Origin of the sequence: Bradyrhizobium sp. INPA03-11B, assembly GCF_040446015.1 — a bacterium.
Classification (GTDB): domain Bacteria; phylum Pseudomonadota; class Alphaproteobacteria; order Rhizobiales; family Xanthobacteraceae; genus Bradyrhizobium; species Bradyrhizobium macuxiense_A.
Map to the genome: position 1 here is coordinate 1 of NZ_JASGSR010000116.1, position 24,197 is coordinate 24,197.

Below are 24,197 nucleotides of genomic sequence, written 5' to 3' on the forward strand. Positions count from 1 at the left end.
GCCGAACACGATCGGGGCGGCGGAGTACATGTGGTGCATCCAGCCGATCGCGCCGAACGCCATGATGAAGGCCGAGATCGAGCCGACCACCGGCCACGGGCTCGGGTCGACGAGATGATAGTCGTGATGCTTGACTTGCGCCTCAGCCATTGCCGTCTCTCCATTCGCGTGCCGCAAGGCACGTCTTAATCTTGAATTCCAATCTCTTCAGCATGATCTTCTCGGAAAACCGGTCCCCACTTTTCCGGATCATGCTCTAGCCGCCCTTGCGCTGCTCCGCCTCGCCGGCCGCCACCGGCTTCGGCGTAGCGTCGCGCACGGGGAAGAAGGTGTAGGACAAAGTGATCGTCTTCAGCGTGTCGTTCTCGCTGTCCTTGGCCAGCGCCGGATCGACATAGAACACCACGGCCATCTCGCGCTTCTCGCCCGGCGCCATGGTCTGTTCGGTGAAGCAGAAGCAGTTGATCTTCTGGAAATAGGCGCCGACCGTCAGCGGCGCGACGTTGTAGGCGGCCTGGCCGGTGGTGGTACGGGCCGACTGGTTGGTCACGGTGTAATAGACCGTGACCACCTGGCCGATCTTGACGTCGATCGTGTTCTGCTCGGCCTCGAACTTCCAGGGCAGGCCCGGCGCGACGTTGGAATCGAAGCTGACCGAAATGGTGCGCTCGAGCGGCGCATCCGTCGGCACGGCGGTCGCGACCTGGGTGGTACCGTTGAAGCCGGTGGTGCGGCAGAACCAGTTGTAGAACGGCACGGCCGCGTAGGACGCGCCGACCATCAGCACCACGACGAAGCCGCAGATCGAGGCAACCAGCGCGTCGCGCGTCAGCATGCGGCGCGAGACCTTGGCGCCTCCACCCCGTTGCGGTCCCTGGTTCGCCATCTCGCTCACAGCGGCCGCACCAGCACGGCCGGCCCCTTGACGAGGGTGACGGCGAAGAACAGCACCACCATGACGCCGAGCGCGAGCGCAATCGCGATCGAACGCTGGCGGCGGCTCTTGAGCTGCGCCTCGGTGAGGACGATGCCTTCTGGTTCGTTCTTGTCGTCCATTGCTATCCCGTGCGCCCCCATCTCGCCCCCGGCGTCCCTACCCGACGATGACGGGCAGGATCGTGCGGACCACGACCTCGGCGAGGAGGACGGCGAACAGCGCGAACAGATAAAGGATCGAGAAGGCGAACAGCCGGCGCGTGGCGCGGTTGGCCGCAACACCCTCACGGCGGCGATAGACCTCGATGGCGAGCCACAGAATGCCGGCGCCGAGCACCAGCGAGGTGACGCCATAGATCGCGTCGAAATAGCCGAGCGGCCACGGCGCCAGCGCGACCGCGACCAGCACGACGGTGTAGAGCAGGATCTGCAGGCGGGTCGCGTCGGGTCCGGCGACCACTGGCAGCATAGGGATGCCGGCGCGCGCATAGTCGTCGCTGCGGAACAGCGCCAGCGCCCAGAAGTGCGGCGGGGTCCAGAAGAAGATGATCAGGAACAGCAGGATCGGCTCGACCGAGAGCGAGCCGGTCGCGGCGGCCCACGCCACCACCGGCGGCAGCGCGCCGGCGGCGCCGCCGATCACGATGTTCTGCGCGGTCCAGCGCTTCAGCAGCATCGTGTAGATCACGGCGTAGAAGAAGATGGTGAAGGCAAGCAGCGCGCCCGCTACCCAATTGACCAGGATGCCGAGCGTCATCACCGAGAAGAAGGCGAGCGTCAGGCCGAACGCGTACGCCTCGGCCGGGGTGATCCGGCCGCGCGGGATCGGCCGGTTGGCGGTGCGCGTCATCAGCGCGTCGACATCAGCCTCATAGGCCATGTTGAGCGCGCCGGAAGCGCCGGCGCCGACCGCGATGCAGAGGATGGAGGTGAACGCCAGCACCGGATGCACATGCACCGGCGCGATCATCAGCCCGACCAGCGCGGTGAAGATCACCAGCGACATCACGCGCGGCTTCAACAGCGCGATGTAGTCGCCCACTTCGGCCTCGGAGATCCGGGGCAGCTCGATGGCGTTGTGATCGACAACCGACAAGATCAGGTCTCACTTCTCTTAAGTAAAGGCGCGGCGCACCCAAGGTGCGCCGCATTGTCTTGGACTTACTGCACGCGGGGCAGCACTTCGAACTGGTGGAACGGCGGCGGCGAGGTCAGCGTCCACTCCAGCGTGGTGGCACCCGCACCCCACGGATTGTTCGCGGCCTGCTCCTTGCGGACGAAGGCATCGATCACGCCGTAGATGAAGATCAGCACGCCGACGCCGGAGATGTAGGAGCCCCAGGAGGAGATCAGGTTCCAGCCGGCGAACGCATCCGGATAGTCGACATAGCGGCGCGGCATGCCCGACAGGCCGAGGAAGTGCTGCGGGAAGAACACCAGATTGACGCCGACGAAGGTGAACCAGAAGTGCGCCTTGGCGATCTTCTCCGAGTACATGTAGCCGAACATCTTCGGGAACCAGTAGTACCAGCCGGCGAAGATGCCGAACACGGCGCCGAGCGACAGCACGTAGTGGAAATGCGCCACCACGTAGTAGGTGTCCTGCAGCACGCGGTCGACGCCGGCATTGGCCAGCACGACGCCGGTGACGCCGCCGACGGTGAACAGGAAGATGAAGCCGATCGCCCAGATCATCGGCGCCTTGAACTCGATCGAGCCGCCCCACATCGTGGCGATCCAGGAGAATATCTTCACGCCGGTCGGCACCGCGATCACCATCGTGGCGGCGACGAAATAGGCCTGCGTCGCCGACGACATGCCGACGGTGTACATGTGGTGCGCCCACACCACGAAGCCGATGCCGCCGATCGCGACCATGGCGTAGGCCATGCCGAGATAGCCGAACACGGGCTTGCGCGAGAAGGTGGAGACGATCTGGCTGATCATGCCGAAGGCGGGCAGGATCAGGATGTACACTTCGGGGTGGCCGAAGAACCAGAACAGATGCTGGAACAGCACGGGGTCGCCGCCGCCGTCAGCCCCAAAGAAGGTGGTGCCGAAATTGCGGTCGGTCAGCAGCATGGTGATCGCACCGGCGAGCACCGGCAGCGACAACAGCAGCAGGAACACCGTCACCAGGATCGACCACACGAACAGCGGCATCTTGTGCAGGGTCATGCCCGGCGCGCGCATGTTGAAGATCGTGGTGATGAAGTTGATGGCGCCGAGGATCGACGACGCACCGGCAAGATGCAGCGACAGGATCGCGAAGTCGACGGCCGGACCCGGATGGCCCGAGGTCGACAGCGGCGCGTACATGGTCCAGCCGGCACCGACGCCGTTGGCGCCCGGCTCACCCTCGACGAAGGTCGACAGCAGCAACAGCGCGAACGAGGCCGGCAGCAGCCAGAACGAGATGTTGTTCATGCGCGGGAACGCCATATCAGGCGCGCCGATCATCAGCGGCACCATCCAGTTGCCGAACCCGCCGATCATCGCCGGCATGACCATGAAGAAGATCATGATCAGACCGTGCGAGGTCACGAACACGTTATAGGTGTGCGTCTCGTGGAATATCTGGACGCCCGGGTACATCAACTCGGCACGGATCGCGATCGACATCGCAGCGCCGATGATGCCCGCGATCACCGCAAAGACCAGGTACATCGTACCGATGTCCTTGTGGTTCGTGGAGTAGAGATAACGCCGCCATCCGGTCGGATGGTGGGCGTGATCATCATGGGCGTGATCGTCGTGTGTCGCTGCGCCTGTCGCCATGTTCAAAATCCTGCCTTGCAGTCCCTCTCGGACCTTGCGGTCCCGTCGCCCTTATTCCATCCGCGCCGTAAGCCGTTTGGGCTTACTGCGCCGCCTGACCAGCCGAGGCGTAGGAATTCGCCGGGTTGGTCGCAAACTTCTTCTTCGCCCCTTCAACCCAGGTCGCGAATTCCTGGTCGCTGACGACCCGGACCGCGATCGGCATGAAGGCGTGGTCCTTGCCGCACAGCTCCGAGCACTGGCCGTAGAACACGCCGGTCTTGGTGGCCTTGAACCAGCTCTCGTTGAGGCGGCCGGGGACCGAATCGATCTTCACGCCGAAGGCCGGCACCGCGAAGGAGTGGATCACGTCGGCGCCGGTGGTCTGGATCCGCACCACCTTGTTGACCGGGACCACCATTTCGTTGTCGACGCCGAGCAGACGGGGCTGCTTGTCCTTGTCGAGCAGCGAATCGAACTCGAACTTGCCGTTATCCGGGTAGGCGTAGGACCAGTACCACTGCTTGCCGGTGACCTTCACGGTGAGGTCCGGCTTCGGTACGTCGAGCTCCAGGAACAGCAGGCGGAACGACGGCACCGCGATGCCGACCAGGATCAGGACCGGGATCAGCGTCCAGGCCACTTCGATCAGCGTGTTGTGGGTGGTCTTGGAGGGGACCGGGTTGGCGCGGGCGTTGAACTTCACCACCACGATGACCAGCAGCGCCAGCACGAACAGGGTGATGACAGTGATCAGCACCAGCAGGAAATTGTGAAACCAGATGATGTTTTCCATCACCGGGGTCGCGGCTTCCTGCAGCGTGTGCTCCCACGGCGCCGGCTGCCCCATTTCGGCGAAGGCCGATCCCGCGGCGACAGACGCCACACCCGCTACCGCCAACCCCAGCAATTGCCTGCCCAACCGGCCAATCGACATCTTCATGCCGCTCGCGCTCCCTTGCATTATTCCCCAAAGCACCTCCGGCATGTGGCCGAAAATGCAGCACGATCCGCCCTGACAAACGGCCTTCCGGACATACCCGTCTCTGAGTCAAGGTGGGTACGGGAGCCAGATCGCTAGAACGCGTCGAAATCCAGCCTCTCAAACCATAATTCTCAGGCGCTCGCAATGCAGTAGTAGGGCCGAAAGCCATGCGCCCGCGATGAAGCTGCTGCTTGCGATTTTTCCCGCAAAATCAAGCGAAAGTCGCCGAAACAACACCGCATGCAGTTGACAGGGGGATTGCCGGATGTACCCACAGGCGGGATAGCCCACAGGAACCTGATTCGCTGCGGGCTGCCCCAATCCGGCGCGGGAATGGCTTCAAGATCGCCTTCAAGGCGCCGTCATTGCGGTATCAGTCGACGGGCGAGCACGATCCGGAACACGGACAGCCGGTTTCCGAAAAGATCATGCTCAAACAAAGAGATGAGATCACGATGCGATTTTTAGGGGCGCATCCTGATCGGGCGTGCTAGCGGCGGCCGGGCGGACGGCCGGTCCGACCGAACATCAAAGGATCGACCCGGATGGGCGCTTCGAACATTCGTTTGACGATGGCCTGCTGGCTCGGCGGCCTCGTGATTCTGGCCTCTTCTCTCGGCCTCTCGCAGACAGCGAACGCGCAAGGCGCGGTGCGCTCGGTCCATGGCGACTGGCAGATCCGCTGCGACACCCCGCCCGGCGCCCAGGCCGAGCAATGCGCACTGATCCAGAGCGTGGTAGCCGAAGACCGCTCCAATGCCGGCCTGACCGTGATCGTGCTGAAGACCGCCGACCAGAAGAGCCGCCTGATGCGCGTGGTCGCCCCGCTCGGCGTGCTGCTGCCCTCCGGCCTCGGCCTGAAGCTCGACAATCAGGACGTCGGCCGCGCCGGCTTTGTCAGATGCCTGCCCAATGGCTGCGTCGCCGAGGTCGTGATGGACGACAAGCTGCTCGGCCAGCTCAAAAACGCCAAGACCGCGACCTTCATCATCTTCGAGACCCCGGAAGAGGGCATCGGCTTTCCGCTCAGCCTGAACGGCCTGGCGGAGGGGTATGACAAATTGCCCTAGGCGAACTGCGCGCGTTTCGGCTCACCGCCGACCCCTCGCATAATAATCGAACAACGCGCTCGCGTCGGCGGACAACCAGTCCGCCTCGCCCGTCAAGTAGCCTTCGACCGTTCCGGTGATGCCGATCAGGAACGAGATCGGCATGCCGTACAGCGCGAACGGCGTCTCGACCTCGGCAGCGTCGACGCGCGAGACGAGACCGCTGGGATCGAAGCCGACCGTCAGGTGACGCAGCTTGAGCTGCTTGACGTAGGACGGCACCAGCGCACGGTTGCGGTCGGTACTGACGGCGATGACCGCAAGGTCGCTGCGTCCGCCGGCGGCGAGGCGATCCAGCATCGGCAGCTCGGTCCGGCACGCCGCGCACCAGGTGGCCCAGAAGTTCACCAGCACCAGCCTGCCCTTGAACGCATTGAGATCGATCGCGCCGCCGGCCAGCGCCGGGATCGTCACCGGCGGCACTGGATAAGCGCCTTGAACCAGCGTGAACTGATGCCGGATGGTGCCGAATTGCGGCGGTCCCGGCGCGGCGCGCGCCGGCATCGCGAGCGCAGCGCCCGTGCCGATCATGCCGGCGACGACGGCGCGGCGTGTGGGCGCGCGAACAATAGACATGATCGGTTCTCCGCTTGGCTTGAGGGCTGCATCGCTCACGACCGGATGTAGGACCAGCCGGCTTCCTGCAATTCGATGATGCGTCCGGGCCCGTTCGGCACCAGGTCGACATTGTCGAGCAGGACCAGCGGATGGCCCTCGGCACGCTCCATGCCGAGCTTGGTGGCCTCGCAGACCACGAAGCGGATGTCGGGCGTGAGCCCGCGCACGACCCGCAACAGATCCTTCACCGGCGAGGTATCGGCCCGCAGCATGTGGACGCCGGCATTATAGGCGACGACCTCGATCTCGAACGGCTCGTTGCGCTCCCGGTAATGTTTCGGGAGGTTGAGCGCGGTCGAGATCAGCGCCCGCATCGTGGTCGGATCGTCGCTGTTGATCGGCAGCACAACATGGTGCACGCGCGGCTCTGGCTTTGACCCGAGGTTTTTGGGCTCCGGTTTGGAGACCGCCGCGACCGAGCTGGTGAGCAGCAAGGTCACGGCGAACGGCACCGCGAAGGCCAGCACAAGCCCAGCGAGCGTCAGGATGCGGCGAGAGGGACGCATCGCTGCGACCTCACGGCGCGGTCGCGAGCAGCGCGAACTGGCTGCGCTTGGCGTAGGCGACGATCGCGCTCAGCGTCAGCAGCACGAGGGCCGGCACCGGCGAGCCGCCGATCACGAACAGATGGCTGATGGTCGCGCCGACCATGATGCAGCTCAGCAGCACGCCGCCGAACGCTGCGACCGGGGGCAGCAGGATCAGGATGGCGCCGATGAGCTCCAGCGATCCGGTGAAGTAGCGGAACCACTGGCCGAGCCCGATATGCTCGAATTCCTCGACCAGCATCGGCACGCCGTAGAGCTTGGCGGCGCCCGCGGCGGCGAAGGCTAGCGCAAGCAGCCCCCTGACGACCCAGAGACTGACGGATTTCCAGCGCGACGGCGCCGCGACAACAGCAACTGACATGGATAACTCCCCAATTGTTCGAATCGACCGGACCGCTTGGCCACCTGACCGATCGGCGGCAGGCCCGCGGCTTTCGATGGACTAAATTCGGGAGTAAGATGAAAAGAACAAGTAGGATCATTTTTGTGAGGTAGTATGAAAAAGCAGACTATTGAGCCCGCCGAGCCTCCGGCGGCGGCGTCCGAGCCGTGTAATGGCGACCTGTCGGCGCAATTTCATCGCGCGCTGTCGGTGCTGGCCGGGAAATGGAAGGGCGACATCCTTTGGCAACTGGTCGAGCGCAAACGGCGGTTCGGCGAATTGCGGCAGTCGATCCCCGGCGTGACCCAGCACATGCTGACCACCCAATTGCGCGATCTCGAGGCCAATGGCCTGGTGAAACGCACGGTCTATCCGGAGGTGCCGCCGCGGGTTGAGTACGAGATGACGCCTTCGGCCAAGGCGCTCAAGCCGGTGTTCGACGAGCTCTACCGCTGGGCGCAGGAGCACGGTTTTCCGACCTCGGCGCAGGGCGCAGCCGGCAAGGGCACGCAACCGCCGTCGCAGCCTCGCGACGCAGACGGGCCGGAAAGCCAGCCGCGGAAGGCCGGCCGGCGCGCCGGCTGATGACGACAAGGTGACGATCCCGAGAGGCTGCCGTGACCGATGTCACTGTCGCAGGCACTCCCGGTTTGCCACCCCAAACACTATGTTTGCCAATCGTCGTCCGGGCCTGGAACCGGGCCGGCACAGGTTTCCGGGTTGTAAGATGAGTTTTCCGCTCGTCTCTGCTTCAATCGGCGGAATCCCTGCTTCCGGGTTCCGCACTGGCAATCAGCTGCGCTTCAGGCAAGGATGACGAGGAATCGCCCAAGGAATCGCCAAGACTGCGTCGGAGTGACCATGACCAATCCCGCCACGACCTCCCTGCTCGACCGCGCCAATCTGGACCGCGATGCCGTCCGCCGCGAGGTGGCCCGCGGCCTTGAAGGCGCCGATGACGGCGAGCTGTTCCTGGAGTTCGGGCAGACTGAGGCGCTGGTGTTCGACAACGGCCGGCTCAAGCAGGCGACCTATGACACCTCGCAGGGCTTCGGCCTGCGCGCCGTCAAGGACGACGCCGTCGGCTATGCGCATTCCTCCGACGTCTCGATCCCGGCGCTGATCCGCGCCGCGGATGCGGTCGCTGCCGTGCGCGGCGGCTATGCCGGCACGTTCGCCGCGGCGCCCGCCCACACCAATGTCAGACTCTATGGCGACGAGAATCCGCTGGACGGACCCGCGTTCGAAGCGAAGGTAAAACTGCTCGGCGAGATCGACGCCTATGTCAGGGACAAGGACCCGCGGGTGCGGCAGGTCTCGGCCAGCCTCACCGCGACCTGGCAGGTGGTGGAGATCCTGCGGCCCGACGGCGAGAGCTATCGCGATATCCGCCCGCTGGTGCGCGTCAATATTTCCGTGGTCGCAGGTCAGGGCGACCGGCAGGAGAGCGGCAGCAAGGGCTATGGCGGCCGCGAGGGCTATGCCCGCTTTATCGAGACCAAGGCCTGGCGCGACGCCGCCGACGGTGCGCTGCGCGAGGCGCTGGTCAATCTCGAATCGGTCCCGGCGCCCGCCGGCGAGATGGACGTCGTGCTCGGGGCGGGCTGGCCCGGCGTGATGCTGCATGAAGCCGTCGGCCATGGGCTCGAGGGCGACTTCAACCGCAAGCAGACCTCCGCTTTCGCCGGCCTGATGGGCCAGCAGGTCGCGGCCAAGGGCGTCACCGTGGTCGACGACGGCACCATGGCGTCGCGCCGTGGCTCGCTCTCGATCGACGACGAGGGCACGCCGACCAACCGCACCGTGCTGATCGAGGACGGCATCCTGGTCGGCTACATGCAGGACCGCCAGAATGCCCGGCTGATGGGCATGAAGCCGACCGGCAACGGCCGCCGGCAGAGCTATGCCCATGTGCCGATGCCGCGCATGACCAACACCTACATGCTGTCGGGCGACCGCGATCCGGCCGAGATCATCGCCTCGGTGAAGAACGGCATGTATGCCGCCAATTTCGGCGGCGGCCAGGTCGACATCACCTCGGGCAAATACGTGTTCCAGTGCACCGAGGCTTACAAGATCGAGAACGGCAAGCTCGGCGCGCCGCTGAAGGGCGCCATGCTGATCGGCAATGGACCGACCGATCTCCACAGGATCACCATGATCGGCAACGATCTTGCGCTGGATACGGGAATCGGCACTTGCGGCAAGAACGGCCAGGGTGTGCCGGTCGGCGTCGGCCAGCCGACGCTCAGGATGGAACGGATTACGGTCGGAGGAACGGGCTAGTGAGCAGCGGAAACGAAGTCGTGGCGGCGAAGCCGACCAGCTGGCGCGGGCAGGCCGTGCAGCTGGCCGCGATCGTGGCCGTCGTGTTCCTCGCCAAGGGCGCGATCGCCGAGCCGTTCTACGTGCCGTCGGGCTCGATGGAGCCGACGCTCCTGATCGGCGATGCGCTGGTCGCCTCGAAATTTCCCTATGGCTACGGCGCGGCGTCGCTGCCGATCCAGATCACGCTGCCGGAGACCGGCCGGGTGTTCGGCGAGACGCCGAAGCGCGGCGACGTCGTCGTGTTCCGCTGGCCGGGCGACCGCTCGCAGGCCTGGGTCAAGCGCGTGGTCGGGCTGCCCGGCGATCGCATCCAGATGCGGCAGGGCCAGCTCTTCATCAACGATCATCCGGCGGCGCTGAAGCCTGACGGCACCGGCTTTGCCGAGGACGATCGCGGCGGCGGCGAGGACGCCAATCGCTATATCGAGACGCTGCCGAACGGCGTCAGCCACGCGATCTTCAAGATCCGCGACAACGGCCGGCTCGACAACACGCAAGAGGTGACGGTGCCTGCGGGCCAGCTGTTCGTGCTCGGCGACAACAGGGATAATTCCGCCGACAGCCGCGTGCCGGTGCGCGACGGCGGCGTCGGCCTGCTGCCGATCGACAATCTGATCGGCCGCGCCGACGCGGTGGTCGGCTCCTGGGACATGGGCATCCGCAGCCAGCCGGTCTGGACCTGGCTCTCCGGCTTCCGCCTCGCGCGCTTCTTCACCTCGGTGCAGTAGACAGAGCCGTCGCCCGGATGGAGCACAGCGCAATCCGGGATCTCCCACGCGGCACGATCTCCCGGATTTCGCTTCGCTCCATCCGGGCTACATTCTGTGTGGGATGATGGCCGTGACCTTCGACGACATCAGGCATATCGCACTGGCGTGGCCCGAGGTCGAGGACGGCACGTCCTACGGCACACCGGCGCTGAAGGTGCGCAAGAAGATGCTGGTGCGGCTCAAGGAGGACGGCGACAGCCTGGTGATGCCCGGCGTGCCGCCGGACGAGCGCGACATGCTGGTCGAGAGCCAGCCCGAGATTTTCTACTTCACCGATCACTACCGCGATTATCCGACCGTGCTGATCCGCCTGTCGAAGGCCAAGCGCGCAACCGTCGAGCCGCTGCTGCGCCGGCACTGGCGCACGCTGGCCTCGAAGAAGGCGGTCAGGATTACGACGAGCAGTAGTCCGTAGGATGGGTGGAGCGCAGCGATACCCATCGCGTAGTGGTTCTCATGCACAATCAAAATGATGGGTATCGCTCCGCTCCACCCATCCTACGGCATCTCGATGACCTCTGACCAATTCCTCACCGCGGCGCTGCGCAACCCGGTCAATCCAGCGATCACAGACGAGCTTGACCGCCTCGGCTTGCCCGACGCCTGGCTGGTGGCCGGCTGCCTGGTGCAGAGCGTGTGGAACGTGCTGACGAAGCGGCCGTTCGATCACGGCATCAACGACTACGACGTCTTCTATTTCGATCCGGATACGTCGTGGGAGGCCGAGGACGCGGTGATTCGCGAGCTCACCGCGCGGCTGGGCCATCTCAGCGTCGCGATCGAGGTCCGCAACCAGGCCCGCGTCCATCTCTGGTATCCCGGCAAGCACGGCGTGCCCTACCCGGCGCTGTCGCGTTCAACCGACGGCATCGATCGCTTCCTCAGCGCGAACGTGCAGGTCGGCATCCGCCGCAGCGCGGGCGGCTACGATGTGTATGCGCCAAGCGGCTTTGACGATGTCGCCGGCATGATCGTGCGGCCGAACCGGACCGCGAATTTTTCCGCGGCGAATTACGCGAAGAAGGCAGCGCGGTGGCAGGCGCTGTGGCCGGAGATCACGGTGCTGGCGGCAGAGTGAATCCGGGCTGCATCCGCATACGAGATGCCGCCTCTCCCCTTGTGGGAGAGGCCGGAACGCATGAAGCAAAGCGCAATGCGATCCGGGTGAGGGGTCGCGGTCTATCGAGGGATTTCGACTCGCCGAGAGACCGCAACCCCTCACCCGGATTGCATCTGGCGATGCAATCCGACCTCTCCCACAAGGGCAGAGGTGAAGCGGTGCATGCGGAGAGATGCCTGGCTACCGCACCACGCCCGAGGTGAATCCCGCCTTCCGCCGCGGCGGCTTGATCTCTTTCTTCAGGAAGCAATGCGCGGCGCGGCCGGCGTAGCCGGGCCGGGCGTAAGTCCAGGCGCGGCACTTGTTGTCGGCGGTGCAGGCGGCCTGGCAGGCCTCGTCGCCGTCGCTGCTCTTCAATTCGAAATTCTTGTAGTCGCCGCCGAGGCGATCAATCGAGGTTTCGATGGCGCCGTTGCGCGGCTCGACGACGCCCGCGCCGCGGACGCCGGAGACGCAGCAGACGTCCTGCACCCGCGGCGGCACGGTGTTCTTCAGCCAGCACACCGCGCCGTTGTTGGCATCGGTCGGATAGTTGAAGCTCCAGGCGCGGCAACGGCGGTCGCGCTCGCAGGTCAGCGCGCAATCGGCGGGATCGCCTGTCGTCACCGGCGCGTTCAGATAGTCTCCACCGGGACGGTCGAAATTGGTTTGCGCCAATGCCGGGCGCGTGACGGCAACGGCCGACAAGACCGCGAACATCACCACACACGCCCTAAAGAGGCGGCCTATCCCCATGACATTGCTTTCAAATTCGCACAGCCCCGCGCATCCCGCGGGGCGTCATTTGAACGCCATGAACCTGTACGGCTGATGAACGGCGAGGCAGCGGTAGGTGCGACAACACCGCCGTCCGCACGCGTTCGGGGCCCGGGCCGGGATTAGAAGGCGTACTCCTGATAGGCCGGTTCCACCGAACCGTTCCAGGGCCCGTTGAACTTCTCCAGCATCTCCTCGGCCGGCGAACGGCCGGTCTCGATGATGCGCTCGAGCGGTTCGAGGAAGCGGCTCTCGTCGCGGCCGAGATGATCGATCCGGCCGCGCCGGCGCAATCCGGCATGCGACAGGACCAGGCACTCCTTGGCGATCTCGAACAGATAGCGATCCTTGATCCGCGCCTTGAAGCCGAAACGCGGCACGTCATCGCGCAACGCCTGCCGCTCCGGCGCGGTCCAGTGCCGGACGATATCCCAGGCGGCATCGAGGCTGTCATTATCGTAGAGCAGCCCGACCCAGAACGCCGGCAGCGCCGGCAGGCGGCCCCACGGCACGCCGTCGGCGCCGCGCATTTCGAGGTAACGCTTCAGCCGCACCTCGGGAAAGATCGTCGAGAGATGGTTGGCCCAGTCCGACAAAGTCGGGCGCTCGCCGGGGAGGATCTTGTTCTTGCCGGCGAAGAAATCGCGGAACGACGAGCCGGAGACGTCGATATATTCCTCGCCGCGCTTGACGAAATACATCGGCACGTCGAGCGCGTAATCGACATAGCGCTCGAAGCCCATGCCGTCCTCGAATGCGAACGGAATCATGCCCGAGCGCGCATTGTCGGTGTCGCGCCAGATCTCGGAGCGGAACGACAGGAAGCCGTTGGGCTTGCCCTCGGTGAACGGCGAGTTGGCGAACAGAGCGGTCGCGATCGGCTGCAAGGCCAGCGACACCCGCAGCTTCTTCACCATGTCGGCTTCGGAGGAGAAGTCGAGATTGGTCTGCACCGTGCAGGTCCGGAACATCATGTCGAGGCCGTATTTGCCGACCTTCGGCATGTAGTTGCGCATGATCTTGTAGCGCCCCTTCGGCATCACGGGGATCTGCGCGCGCGACCAGGACGGCGTCATGCCGAGACCGAGGAAGCCGATGCCGAGCGGAGTCGCGATCTCCCGCACCTGGGCCAGATGCGCCATCAATTCCGACTGCGTCTGGTGCACGGTTTCGACCGGCGCGCCCGACAATTCGAACTGCCCGCCCGGCTCGAGCGAGATCGCGCCGCCGCCGGTGACGTCATAGAGCCCGATGATGTTGCCGCGCTCCATGATCGGCTCCCAGCCGAGCAGGAGCTTCATGCCTTCGAGCAGCGCGCCGATGCCCTTCGCGCCCTCATAGGGCACGGGGTGACGGCCCTCGAGCGTGAACGGGGTCTTCTCGTGCTCGGTGCCGATCCGGAATTCGGACTCGGGCTTCACGCCGGCTTCAATCCACGCCACGAGTTCGTCGCGCGACTGCAGCGGCGTCATGTCGATCTGGTCACGCGCCATAGAAAATCCAACTCAAGGGCGCTTCGATCGAAGGCGCGCGGTGGCAGGGACATCCGCGGGCCGCAACGGCCGCGGATGATGGGATCAGGAATATCATCGGGCGGGCACGCCGTCTCGCGCGGGCGCGGCCTTGGTATCGCTCTTTGCATCGGTCTTGGTGTCGCCCTTGGCGTCGCTTTTGGCGTCGCCGCAGGAACAGCCGAGACGGTCGAGCAGACCGCACAACCGCTCGGCGTCGGCGTCGGACAATTTCGAGCCGACATGCTTGTCGATCGCGGCCGAATAGGCGCTCCACATTTTCTTCTGCAGCTCGCGTCCGGCCTCGGTGATCTCGACGAACTGGCCGCGCTTGTCGATCTTGCATTCGCGCCGGGCGGCGAGCCCCTCGTCGACCAGCTTGTCGATCAGCCGCGAGGTCGAATATTGCGGGATCAGCATCTGCCGCTCGAGCTCGACCGGGCGCAGCTCGCCGGACGGCGCGCGCGACAGCTCGAGCAAGGCGTCATACCAGGCGAGCGGCGGAAAGCCGGCCTTCTTCAAATCCTGCTCGACGCAGTCCAGCACCCGGCTCGGCACCCGCATCAGGCGGATCCAGGCGGCCGTCGCCTCGCTCGATAGCTTGCGTTTCATCGTCTAGTCCATAAGGTCCCGGCACCGACTGTACCGCACTGAATGCATCTGCATCAATCTTGACTATTTCATGCAGGTGCATGTAGGCAATCCCTCTCCGGACGCCAAGAACAAGGGAAGGAATACCCCCATGAAGCTTTATTACTCCCCCGGTGCCTGCTCCCTCTCTCCCCACATCGCCCTGCTCGAGGCCGGCCTGCCCTACGACCTGGTCAAGGTCGATCTGCGTGCCAAGAAGCTCGAAAACGGCGGCGATTTCCTGCAAGTGAACCCCAAGGGCCAGGTGCCGGCGCTGGCGCTGGATTCCGGTGAGATGGTTACCGAAGGCCCGATCATCATCCAGATGATCGCCGACAGGGTCGCCGACAAGAAGCTGGCGCCCGCCCGCGATTCCAACGAGCGCTACAAGCTGCTCGAATGGCTGAACTACATCACGACCGAGCTGCACAAGAACCTCGGCCCGATGTTCTCGCCGGTGCTCGCCGACGACGCCAAGGCCTTCTTCAAGGACCGCGCCATGGGCAAGTTCAAATATGTCGAGAGCCAGCTCGCCGGACGCGAGTACCTGATGGGCAACCAGTTCACGGTCGCCGACGGCTACCTCTTCACCATGATCATGTGGGCGCAGGACCGGCTCGGCTTCGACTTCTCCGGCCTGCCGAACGTCACGGCCTACAAGGCCCGCGTCGCGGCGCGCCCGAAGGTGCAGGAAGCGATGAAAAAGGAAGGCCTGCTAAAGGCGGCCTGAGCTTTCGAACCTTGCTGGATGAGACGTCAAGGGCCGGATCGAGATCCGGCCCTTTTGCTTGCGCGGCCGACGGCGGCGAGGCCAGCTACAATTTTCAGCAGTTTGTCATCTTCCGCGTAAGCGTGCTTTCGCCATGTCGCGAAAGGCGCGCCGGGGCCTGGCAACTATTCCCTCGATCGGGCGTAGCCGGATTGCTGCCTCACCCAGCAGGAGATGCGCCTATGAGTAGCTCGCTATCCAGCAACGCTGCCGACCGGATGGTCGAGGTCCTGGCGGGCTCGACGGCGCTGCTGGCAAACCCCACCGGCGGACTGACCGACCTTCCGCTTTCGGTGACATCGGTTTTGCCTGAAGACAGTTCGGCCGATACGACCGTCGCCCAGCCGGCCCACGGCCTGATCGACCTGTTGCCAGCGACGAATGCGCTGGAAAGCACGACATCCGTGCTCGGCGACGGCACCGCGGCGGCGACCGGTTCCGATCTGCCGTTGGTCGGGAGCTTGCTGAACACGAGCGACCTGCCTGTCGTCGGCAGCGTTCTGAACACGGCAATGCCCGTGGAATCGGATGCGACAGCGCTCGCGGCATCAGGCGGAACGCTGCAGCCGGTGCTGGATACCGCCAATACCGCAGCCCTGGGCGCGGTCCATTCCGCAGCCGACATCCTGGTAACCGCCCTGCCCGACGCGCTGCATGGCGTCACCAATCTCGGCCAGGCGATCGACCTCGGCAGTGTCGGCGCGATCGAGGCCGGCGGCCATACCAATCTGGTCGCCGACGTTCTTGATGTGCCGGGACAGCTCCTTGCCGGCAATCTCGGCGAGACGATCGCGCATCTCGGAGCCGATATCACCGGCGTGGTTCATGCCGTCTCGGGGCTGGCGAACACAATTGTCTCCGACGTCAGCGGTCTGCTGAGCCCGGTCACCGGACTGGTCAACCAGCTCAGCCACGGCCTTCTCGATAACGGGCTGCCCAATCTTGGCGGCGACATCAGCGCGATCGACACGGGCCAGAACGGTCCGCACCTGCTCGATCTCGGCGCCCTCACCGGCGCGCACGGGCTCAACATTCCGAATCTCGGCGGCGTCGGCGCAGATGGACTGGCCGGCAATCTGCTCGGCAGCCTGAACCTCAATCTCCTCGGCGACAGCAGCGCCTCCGGACACGCCGCGAGCGCGCCGGTCGCCGCACCGGTCGATCTCGGCGCGGTCACGCATGACCTGCTCTCGCCGCTCACACATGGTCACGGCATCCTTGATGCGCACGGCACCCACATTCTCTGAAATTGCCGCCAATCGGCGGAAGCGCGGGATCGCCGCGCTTTTGCACATCCCTCTCCATGTCCATTGGGCATCACAGGCTTGAACATCCGCGGGGCGCGATGATCGGTCAGGGCAAACGCTTCTCCTCTCTGCCGGTTGAAATCCGGGATGCGATCACAGCCGTGCGCGGCGCACTGGTCGCCGTGGCGATGGCGAGCGGTCTCGTCAATCTGCTGATGCTGGTCGGCCCGGTCTTCATGCTGCAGACCTATGACCGCGTGCTGCCGAGTCGCAGCATCGCAACCCTGATCGGCCTGCTGGTGATCGCGCTGGTGCTGCTCGTCGTGCAGGCCGGCGTCGATGTGCTGCGCAGCCGGCTCTTGGCGCGCATCGCCGAGATCTTCGACGAGACCATTCGCGGCGCGGTGTTCGACAGCGTGCAGCATGCTTCCCTGTCCCGCCCGAACGGCGACGGCCTGCAGATCATGCGCGATCTCGACACCGTCAGGGGCTTCATCGCCGGCAGCGGCCTGGTCGCGATTTTCGACCTGCCATGGACCCCGCTCTACATCATCGTCTGCACGCTGTTTCATCCACTGATGGGCCTGGCGGTGGCCGGTGGCGCCGTCGCGCTGGCGCTGATCACTGTGGGGGCCGAGCTGTTCACGCGCGCGCCGACGCGCTCGCTGGTCGCGCTGGCGTCGTCGCGGCGGCAGATGGCGGAGACCGCGTTCCACCACGCACCAGTGGTGCACGCGCTCGGCATGCAGCGGCGAATGGGCGAGCTGTGGTCGGAGCGCACGCAGGCCTATCTCAACATGCAGCGCGTGACCTCCGATTTGACCGGCACATTCGGCAGCGCCTCGCGCTTCCTGCGCATGATCCTGCAATCCGGCGTGCTGGCGCTCGGCGCCTATCTCGTGATCAACCAGCAGGCGACCGCCGGCGTCATGCTGGCCGCGACCATTCTCTCGATCCGCGCGCTGGCGCCGATCGAGCTTGCGATCGCCAACTGGCGCAGCTTCATCGCGGTCCGCGCAAGCGTCGGCCGGCTTGCCGAAGCTCTGACGGCGGTGCCGTCGCGGTCGGCGTTCACGCCACTGCCGGCGCCGAAGAACGAGGTTCGCGTCACCTCGATCAGCCTGACGGCGCCGGCCAGCGACGCCGTGGTGCTGCATGAGGTGAGCTTTGCGCTGCGCGCCGGCAACGCGGTCGCTGTGGTCGGCCCCAGCGGTTCCGGCAAGTCGACCCTGGCCCGCGCGCTGGTCGGCATCGGCGCCCCGGTGCGCGGCGTGATCCGGATCGACGGCGCGACGCTGGCGCAATGGGATCCGCTCGCGCTTGGTCCGTCGATCGGCTACCTGCCGCAGGACGTCGCATTGTTCCGCGGCACCGTAGCCGAGAATATCTGCCGCTTCGCAGCTAGCCCGGACGCCAGCAAATTGCTCGCCGCCGCGCGCGAAGCCGGCGTGCACGAGCTGATCCTGCGGCTGCCTGACGGCTACGAGACCGAGGTCGGCGACGGCGGCCTGATGCTGTCGGGCGGCCAGCGCCAGCGCATAGCGCTGGCCCGCGCGCTCTATGGCGATCCGTTCCTGGTGGTGCTCGACGAGCCGAACTCGAATCTGGATTCCGAAGGTGAGCGCGCGCTGATCCACGCCATCGCCCGGGTCCGCGCCCGCGGCGGCATCGTGGTCGTGATCGCGCATCGGCCGGCGGTGCTACAGGCGGTCGACCACATGCTGGTGCTCAACGAAGGACGCATGCAGGCGTTCGGCACGACGGCGGCGGTGCTGCCGTTGCTGGTGCCGAAGGCGCCGCAGGCGACACCGGCCACAGCCGCCGAGCCGGAACCGGCGCCGGCGCGCCGCAAGCGCAAGAAGGGCGCGGAGCCCCGGCAAAATGCCTAGCGCCCGGCAATCGGTCCATCATCACATCCTGGCGGTCGCGATGGCCGCGGCGTTCCTCGTCGCCAGCATCGGCATCATGGGCGCGGCCACCAAGATGTCGGGCGCGATCATCTCGCAGGGTTCGCTGGTGGTCGAATCCAGCGTCAAGAAGGTGCAGCACCCCTCCGGCGGTGTCGCCAAGAAGCTGCTGGTCGAGGACGGCGCCCGCGTCGCGAAGGACGATTTGTTGATCCTGATGGACGAGACGGTGGCGCAGGCCAACCTCACCGCCGTGACCAAGAGCCTGTGGGAGCTCGAGGCGCGCCGCGCGCGGCTGCAGGCCGAGCGTGACGGCGACGCCGAGATCGCATTTCCCGATAGCGTGGCATCGCTCAGCGATCCCGCGGCGCAGGCCGTCGTCTCGGGCGAGCGCCGGTTCTTCCAGCTGCGCAAGGACGCCAATGACGGGCAGAAGCAGCAGTTGCGGGAGCAGATCGCGCAGCTCAAGGAGCAGATCGGCGGCATGCAGGATCAGTTGAGCGCCAAGAAGCAGGAAGCCGATCTGATCGCCAACGAATTGACCGGCGTGCAGCAGCTCTGGGAGCAACGCCTGGTCTCGCTGTCGCGGCTCTCCACGTTGCAGCGCGATTCCGCGCGGCTGCTCGGCGAGCGCGGCCAGCTCACCGCGTCGATCGCGCAGGCCAAGGGCAAGATCTCGGAGACCGAGCTGAAGATCCTGCAGGTCGACCAAGATTTCCGCAGCGGCGTCGCCAAGGAGCTCGCCGATATCAGGGCCAAATATGCCGATGCGATCGAGAAGCAGGTCACCGCAAAGGATCAGACCGAGAAGCTCGAGATCCGCGCGCCGCAGGCCGGCGTCGTGCACGACCTCACCATCCACACCCAGGGCGGCGTCATCGCGGCCGGCGAAACCATCATGACCATCGTACCCGACCAGGACAATCTGATCGTCGAAACCCATGTTGCGCCGCAGGATATCGATCAGGTCAAGCTCGGCGCATCGGCAGTGCTGCGCTTCACCAATTTCAACCAGCGCACCACGCCGGAGATCGAGGGCGAGGTCAGCCGGATCGGCGCGGATGTGTCGCGGGACGACAAGACGGCCCCGACCTATTTCCTTGTCCGCATTGCGATTCCGCCGTCTGAACTGAACAAGCTCGCGACCGCGCATCTGCTGCCGGGCATGCCGGTCGAGGTCTTCATCCCGACCAGCGAGCGCACGGTGCTGTCCTATCTGATGAAGCCGCTGGCGGACCAGGTGCACCGCGCCTTCAGGGAGAAATGAGCGGTGCAAACTTTCGACGCGCGGTGGAACAAATCAAATTTAATCCGCATTCTACCGGTTAAGACTAAGTCGGCGTACTTCCGGCTGAGGGCGTTGCCGTCCTTGTTCGTGCGATCCAACTGACCGACTATGACCTGCGGCGCGCCCTCCGCTCCAACTGGTCTGAAAATGTGACGATCGTCTCCACGCTTTTATTGACCAGCACGCTCGTCGGGCTGGCCACCAGTTTGTACTTTCGGGTTTGGACATTGATGCTGGTGTCGCCGCTGGTCGCGGTGCTCGCGGCAATCGTGCTCCAGTCCGACGGCTATGCATTTGCCACCGGCGCCCCGATCGTCGTGGCCTGCCTCGCATTCAACCAGATCGCCTATCTCGCCGGCGCGTTGCTGTCGCCGGACAATGACGGCTCAATGGCGGAAGAAATCGACGGCGTTCCACGCCGCGGCCGCGAGCACAAGATCAACGGCCAGAACGAGTAGCGCAAGGGCGGTCCAGGACGGGCCCTTGCCGCGCAAGCGCAGTGGATTCAAGCGTCGCGACGATGAGAGCGAGAAGGATCGCTTGCCCGCCGTTTCGGCAACCCCGTCCTTGAGCACAACACGCATTGCACGACACCCCAGCCTGATCGTCGCCTTGCTGATCGTCTAGACGATCAACCAGCAAGAGTGATGCCAGCAGCGTGGTGCCAGTTGGGAACAAGCGTGGCGGGACTTTGACCGCCGTGACCGTCGCACAACAGGATCAAGTCGGATCGATGACCGACTTGGTCCACTTCACCTCGCCCCGCGTGCGGGGAGAGGCATAGGCCGCCTTCGGCGGCCGTTCTCAAGAACGCCGAAGCAAAGCTTCGGCTATGACGCATTGTCAGATGCGCTCAGGGCGAGGGGGGAGTCTCCGCAGACACAGCTATCGCCGAATGTGCGGAGAGAGCCCCTCACCCCACCCCTCTCCCCGTAAGAACGGGGCGAGGGAGCGCAGCGCCATCGCTGATCGCGTTACGCCGCCTGCTTCTTCGGCGGGAAGCGGCCGTAGAAGGTCTCGCCCTTGGCAGCCATCTCCTCGAGCAGCTTCGGCGGCGTGAAGCGCGAGCCGTACTTCTTCTCGAAGGCGTGGCAGAGCGCGACGAAGTTCTTGGTGCCCATGAAGTCGATATAGGACAGCGCGCCGCCGGTGAACGGCGCGAAGCCGAAGCCGAGGATCGAGCCGACATCCGCCTCGCGCACGTCGGTGATGACGTGATCCTCGACGGTGCGCGCGGCTTCCACCGCCTGCACCACCAGGAAGCGCTGCTTCAACTCTTCGACGCTGAGCGTGTCCGGATCGAGCTGCGTCGGCTGCAGATTGGCCAGCCCCGGCCACAGGCTCTTCTGACCCTTGCCCTTCTCGGGATAGTCGTAGAAGCCCTTGCCGTTCTTGCGGCCGTAGCGGCCCTGGTTCTCGACCATCTCGACCATCAGCTTCTTCTGCGCCTGGTCGATCGCGTTGGGGCCGAGATCGGCTTCCGTTGCCTTGGTGATCTTGAGGCCGAGATCGAGCGCGACCTCGTCCTGCAGCGACAGCGGACCGACCGGCATGCCGGCCATCTTGGCGGTGTTCTCGATCATCGCCGGCGGCACGCCTTCGAGCAGCATCTCGTTGCCCTCGGAGATGTAGCGCATCACGCAGCGATTGGCGAAGAAGCCGCGGCTATCGTTCACCACGATCGGCGTCTTGCCGATCGCACGGACATAGTCGAGCGCAGTCGCCAGCGCGACGTCGCCGGTGTTCTTGCCGAGGATGATCTCGACCAGCATCATCTTCTCGACCGGCGAGAAGAAGTGGATGCCGATGAACTTGCTTTGGTCCTTGAATTCCTCGGCCAGCGAGTTGATCGGCAGGGTCGAGGTGTTGGAGGCGAAGATCGCGCCCGGCTTCAGCAACGGCTGTGCCTTGGCATAGGTGTCAGCCTTGACCTTGCGATCCTCGAACACCGCCTCGATGACGAGGTCGCAGTCCGAGATCACGTTGTAGTCTGCCGTCGCCGAGATGCGCGCCAGAATGGCGTCGGCCGCCTCCTGCTTCATCCGCCCCTTGGCGATCAGGCCGTCGACCACGGTCTTGGCGTGGCCCTTGCCCTTGTCAGCGCTGTCCTGGTCGCGATCGACCAGCACGACATCGATGCCGGCCTGCGCCGAGACATAGCCGACGCTGGCACCCATGAAGCCGGCGCCGATCACGGCGAGCTTCTTCACCTTGGTCGGCGGCACGCCGGCCGGGCGGCGGGCGCCCTTGTTCAGTTCCTGCATCGACAGGAACAGCGAGCGGATCATCGCCGCCGCTTCCTTCGAGCGCAGCACCTTGGTGAAGTAGCGCGACTCGACGCGCAGCGCGGCGTCGATCGGCAGCTGCAGACCTTCATAGACGCAGCTCATGATGGCGCGCGCGGCCGGATAATTGTCGTAGGTCTCGCGGCGATAGATCGCGTTGCCGGCCGGGAACATCTGCATGCCCATCTTGGAGAAGACGGGGCCGCCGGGCAGCTTGAAACCCTTCTCGTCCCACGGCGCGACGGCCTTGCCGCCAGCCTTGATCCAGTCCTTGGCGGCCTTGATCAGATCGGCTGCGGGCACCACGGCGTGGATCAGGTTGAGCGCCTTCGCACGGGTGAGATTGACGGCCTCGCCCTTGAGCAGCAATTGCATCGCATCCGCCGGCTGGACGAGACGCGGCACGCGCTGGGTGCCGCCGGCGCCGGGGAACAGGCCGACCTTGATCTCGGGCAGGCCGAGCCGGGTCTTCGGGTTCTCGGCCGCGACGCGGTAGTGGCAGGCCAGCGTGATCTCGAATCCGCCACCGAGCGCGAGGCCGTTGATGGCCGCGACCCACGGCTTGCCCGAAGTCTCGATCGCGCGGAACGACAGCGACATCTGGCGGCTCTGCTCGAACAGCATCTGGTTCGCGGCCTCCTCGCCCTTCTCCTTGAAGAGCTGGGCGTAGCTGCGGTTCATGCCCTCGAGCATCGAGAGATCGGCGCCGGCGCAGAACGCCTCCTTCGCCGAGGTGATCACGACGCCCTTGATCGCGGCATCGGTCGTGGTCTGCTTGATGATCTCGCCGATCTCTTGCGTGGAGACCTCGTCGAACACGTTCATCGAGCGGCCGGGGATGTCCCAGGTGACGAGCGCAATGCCGTCGGCGTCGACGTCGAACTTGAAATTCTTGTAAGCCATGTTGCGGTTCCCAATCTCTCCGTCATCCCCGCGCAAAGGCTTTGCCTTTGTCGCTGGAGGTGGCCTCGCTCTTGCGAGGCCCTCGAAGGATGACCCGGTGAATCTATCCATCCTTCGAGGCTCGGGCTGTCGCCCTCGCACCTCAGGATGACGCTGCCTTCTCGGTTACACGCGCTCGATGATGGTGGCGGTGCCCATGCCGCCGCCGATGCACAGCGTCACCAGCGCCGTTTCCTTGTTGGTGCGCTCGAGCTCGTCGAGCACGGTGCCGAGGATCATCGCCCCGGTGGCGCCGAGCGGATGGCCGAGCGCGATTGCGCCGCCATTGACGTTGATCCTGGCGTTGTCGATGTCGAACGCCTGGATGTAGCGCAGCACCACCGAGGCGAATGCCTCGTTGAGCTCGAACAGGTCGATGTCCGACTTCTTCATGCCGGAGCGCTCGAGCAGCTTTTCGGTGACGTCGACCGGGCCGGTCAGCATCATCGCCGGCTCCGAGCCGATATTGGCGAACGCGCGGATTTTCGCACGCGGCTTCAGGCCGTGCTTGGCGCCCGCCTCCCTGCTGCCGAGCAGCACCGCGCCTGCGCCATCGACGATTCCGGAGGAGTTGCCGGCGTGATGCACGTAATTGACCTTCTCGACCTCGGGATGCGACTGGATCGCCACCGCGTCGAAGCCGGCCATCGCGGCCATCGCTGCGAATGACGGCTGCAGCTGCGCCAGCGACTGCATCGTCGTGGTCGGGCGCATGTGCTCATCCTTGGCGAGGATGGTCAGCCCGTTGACGTCCTTGACCGGCACCACCGACTTGCTGAAGCGGCCTTCGTCCCAGGCCTTGGCCGCGCGCTGCTGGCTCTGCACGGCGTAGGCGTCGACGTCATCGCGCGAGAAGCCGTATTTGGTCGCGATCAGGTCGGCCGAGATGCCCTGCGGCATGAAATAGGCCGGCACCGCCATCGATGGGTCCATCGGCCAGGCGCCGCCGGAGGCGCCGATGCCGACGCGGCTCATCGATTCGGCGCCGCCTCCGATCACGAGTTCATGCTGGCCGGCCATGATCTGGGCCGCGGCGAAGTTCACGGCATCGAGGCCGGAGGCGCAGAAGCGGCTGATCTGCACGCCCGGCACCTTCTCGCCGAGGCCGGCGTTCAGCGCCGCAAAGCGCGCGATGTCGGAACCGGCCTCGCCGACCGGATCGACGACGCCGAGCACGACGTCATCGACCAAATCCTCGGGAAGATTGTTGCGCTCCTTGAGCGCCTTCAGCGGCACCGTGGCGAGCGCCAGCGCGGTGACCTCGTGCAGCGCGCCGTCGGCCTTGCCGCGGCCGCGCGGGGTACGAACG

The 24,197-nt window shown here is 65.3% G+C and carries 26 protein-coding genes; 12 read left to right on the forward strand and 14 right to left on the reverse strand.

What is annotated here, in order from left to right; all coding sequences use genetic code 11:
* The 6 genes from QMZ05_RS32760 to coxB form a co-directional block, all read right to left on the reverse strand.
* The coding region (locus QMZ05_RS32760) for a cytochrome c oxidase subunit 3 (protein ID WP_353704532.1) at positions 1-150 on the reverse strand (150 nt) is incomplete at its 3' end.
* Positions 151-256: 106 nt separating this feature from the next.
* The gene (locus tag QMZ05_RS32765) at positions 257-886 is read right to left on the reverse strand and encodes a cytochrome c oxidase assembly protein (RefSeq protein WP_353704533.1); all 630 of its coding nucleotides are present in this window, start codon (positions 884-886) and stop codon (positions 257-259) included.
* 5 nt (positions 887-891) lie between these two features.
* Positions 892-1,056 (reverse strand): CoxF protein, encoded by a 165-nt coding sequence (locus tag QMZ05_RS32770; RefSeq protein WP_212012421.1) that lies wholly within the window; start codon positions 1,054-1,056, stop codon positions 892-894.
* Between the two features lie 37 nt (positions 1,057-1,093).
* Positions 1,094-2,032, reverse strand: coding sequence for a heme o synthase (locus QMZ05_RS32775; protein WP_353704514.1), 939 nt, complete (start codon positions 2,030-2,032; stop codon positions 1,094-1,096).
* Between the two features lie 65 nt (positions 2,033-2,097).
* Positions 2,098-3,714 carry a cytochrome c oxidase subunit I gene (ctaD, locus tag QMZ05_RS32780; RefSeq protein ID WP_353704515.1) on the reverse strand — a complete coding sequence of 539 codons (1,617 nt, stop codon included), beginning with the start codon at positions 3,712-3,714 and terminating at the stop codon, positions 2,098-2,100.
* Positions 3,715-3,796: 82 nt separating this feature from the next.
* Positions 3,797-4,636 carry a cytochrome c oxidase subunit II gene (gene coxB / locus QMZ05_RS32785; RefSeq protein WP_050628320.1) on the reverse strand — a complete coding sequence of 280 codons (840 nt, stop codon included), beginning with the start codon at positions 4,634-4,636 and terminating at the stop codon, positions 3,797-3,799.
* 614 nt (positions 4,637-5,250) lie between these two features.
* On the opposite strand from coxB, the gene QMZ05_RS32790 reads away from it, so the two are divergent.
* Positions 5,251-5,748, forward strand: coding sequence for an invasion associated locus B family protein (locus tag QMZ05_RS32790; protein WP_353704534.1), 498 nt, complete (start codon positions 5,251-5,253; stop codon positions 5,746-5,748).
* Positions 5,749-5,769: 21 nt separating this feature from the next.
* On the opposite strand, the gene QMZ05_RS32795 is transcribed toward QMZ05_RS32790, so the two are convergent.
* Genes QMZ05_RS32795 through QMZ05_RS32805 form a run of 3 tightly spaced genes read right to left on the reverse strand, consistent with a single transcriptional unit; the run spans position 5,770 to position 7,314 of the window.
* Complete coding sequence (locus tag QMZ05_RS32795) at positions 5,770-6,363, reverse strand: TlpA disulfide reductase family protein (protein WP_353704516.1); 594 nt, start codon at positions 6,361-6,363, stop codon at positions 5,770-5,772.
* Between the two features lie 35 nt (positions 6,364-6,398).
* Positions 6,399-6,911: a hypothetical protein gene (locus QMZ05_RS32800; protein ID WP_353704517.1), complete on the reverse strand. Its 513-nt coding sequence runs from the start codon at positions 6,909-6,911 to the stop codon at positions 6,399-6,401.
* 10 nt (positions 6,912-6,921) lie between these two features.
* Positions 6,922-7,314: a DoxX family protein gene (locus QMZ05_RS32805; RefSeq protein ID WP_353704518.1), complete on the reverse strand. Its 393-nt coding sequence runs from the start codon at positions 7,312-7,314 to the stop codon at positions 6,922-6,924.
* Positions 7,315-7,449: 135 nt separating this feature from the next.
* On the opposite strand from QMZ05_RS32805, the gene QMZ05_RS32810 reads away from it, so the two are divergent.
* The 5 genes from QMZ05_RS32810 (at position 7,450) to QMZ05_RS32830 (ending at position 11,511) form a co-directional block, all read left to right on the forward strand.
* Entirely contained in the window at positions 7,450-7,920 is a 471-nt protein-coding gene (locus tag QMZ05_RS32810) for a helix-turn-helix domain-containing protein (RefSeq protein ID WP_353704519.1), read from the forward strand.
* A gap of 276 nt (positions 7,921-8,196) precedes the next feature.
* Positions 8,197-9,621, forward strand: coding sequence for a metalloprotease TldD (tldD, locus tag QMZ05_RS32815; protein WP_050422219.1), 1,425 nt, complete (start codon positions 8,197-8,199; stop codon positions 9,619-9,621).
* Positions 9,621-10,391, forward strand: a complete 771-nt coding sequence (lepB, locus tag QMZ05_RS32820) for a signal peptidase I (RefSeq protein ID WP_353704520.1) — start codon at positions 9,621-9,623, stop codon at positions 10,389-10,391. Before tldD ends, lepB begins: the two co-directional genes overlap by 1 nt.
* Before the next feature lie 112 nt (positions 10,392-10,503).
* Positions 10,504-10,848 (forward strand): MmcQ/YjbR family DNA-binding protein, encoded by a 345-nt coding sequence (locus QMZ05_RS32825; protein ID WP_353704521.1) that lies wholly within the window; start codon positions 10,504-10,506, stop codon positions 10,846-10,848.
* A gap of 96 nt (positions 10,849-10,944) precedes the next feature.
* A complete protein-coding gene (locus tag QMZ05_RS32830) occupies positions 10,945-11,511 on the forward strand; it encodes a nucleotidyltransferase family protein (RefSeq protein ID WP_353704522.1) in 567 nt (188 codons plus the stop codon).
* 222 nt (positions 11,512-11,733) lie between these two features.
* Here QMZ05_RS32830 and QMZ05_RS32835 read toward each other — a convergent pair whose 3' ends face one another.
* From QMZ05_RS32835 to QMZ05_RS32845, 3 genes are all read right to left on the reverse strand, one after another.
* Positions 11,734-12,252, reverse strand: a complete 519-nt coding sequence (locus tag QMZ05_RS32835) for a PAN domain-containing protein (RefSeq protein WP_353704523.1) — start codon at positions 12,250-12,252, stop codon at positions 11,734-11,736.
* A 179-nt stretch (positions 12,253-12,431) separates the two neighbouring features.
* Positions 12,432-13,802 (reverse strand): glutamate--cysteine ligase, encoded by a 1,371-nt coding sequence (locus tag QMZ05_RS32840; RefSeq protein ID WP_074129817.1) that lies wholly within the window; start codon positions 13,800-13,802, stop codon positions 12,432-12,434.
* A gap of 93 nt (positions 13,803-13,895) precedes the next feature.
* Entirely contained in the window at positions 13,896-14,432 is a 537-nt protein-coding gene (locus QMZ05_RS32845) for a MarR family winged helix-turn-helix transcriptional regulator (RefSeq protein WP_074129818.1), read from the reverse strand.
* A gap of 130 nt (positions 14,433-14,562) precedes the next feature.
* On the opposite strand from QMZ05_RS32845, the gene gstA reads away from it, so the two are divergent.
* The 6 genes from gstA (at position 14,563) to QMZ05_RS32875 (ending at position 20,288) form a co-directional block, all read left to right on the forward strand.
* Positions 14,563-15,180, forward strand: coding sequence for a glutathione transferase GstA (gstA, locus tag QMZ05_RS32850; protein ID WP_353704524.1), 618 nt, complete (start codon positions 14,563-14,565; stop codon positions 15,178-15,180).
* A gap of 11 nt (positions 15,181-15,191) precedes the next feature.
* Complete coding sequence (locus QMZ05_RS32855; RefSeq protein ID WP_353704525.1) at positions 15,192-16,466, forward strand: hypothetical protein; 1,275 nt, start codon at positions 15,192-15,194, stop codon at positions 16,464-16,466.
* 161 nt (positions 16,467-16,627) lie between these two features.
* Positions 16,628-18,355: a type I secretion system permease/ATPase gene (locus QMZ05_RS32860; protein ID WP_353704526.1), complete on the forward strand. Its 1,728-nt coding sequence runs from the start codon at positions 16,628-16,630 to the stop codon at positions 18,353-18,355.
* Positions 18,348-19,640 carry an HlyD family type I secretion periplasmic adaptor subunit gene (locus QMZ05_RS32865; RefSeq protein WP_353704527.1) on the forward strand — a complete coding sequence of 431 codons (1,293 nt, stop codon included), beginning with the start codon at positions 18,348-18,350 and terminating at the stop codon, positions 19,638-19,640. Before QMZ05_RS32860 ends, QMZ05_RS32865 begins: the two co-directional genes overlap by 8 nt.
* A 170-nt stretch (positions 19,641-19,810) precedes the next feature.
* Positions 19,811-20,119 carry a hypothetical protein gene (locus QMZ05_RS32870; protein WP_353704528.1) on the forward strand — a complete coding sequence of 103 codons (309 nt, stop codon included), beginning with the start codon at positions 19,811-19,813 and terminating at the stop codon, positions 20,117-20,119.
* 25 nt (positions 20,120-20,144) lie between these two features.
* A complete protein-coding gene (locus QMZ05_RS32875; protein WP_353704529.1) occupies positions 20,145-20,288 on the forward strand; it encodes a hypothetical protein in 144 nt (47 codons plus the stop codon).
* Between the two features lie 347 nt (positions 20,289-20,635).
* Here the strand turns inward: QMZ05_RS32875 and QMZ05_RS32880 are convergent, their stop codons facing one another.
* Positions 20,636-22,849 (reverse strand): FAD-dependent oxidoreductase, encoded by a 2,214-nt coding sequence (locus QMZ05_RS32880; RefSeq protein WP_353704530.1) that lies wholly within the window; start codon positions 22,847-22,849, stop codon positions 20,636-20,638.
* A 165-nt stretch (positions 22,850-23,014) separates the two neighbouring features.
* Positions 23,015-24,197: acetyl-CoA C-acetyltransferase (locus QMZ05_RS32885; protein ID WP_353704531.1), on the reverse strand; the 1,183-nt coding region annotated here is incomplete at its 5' end.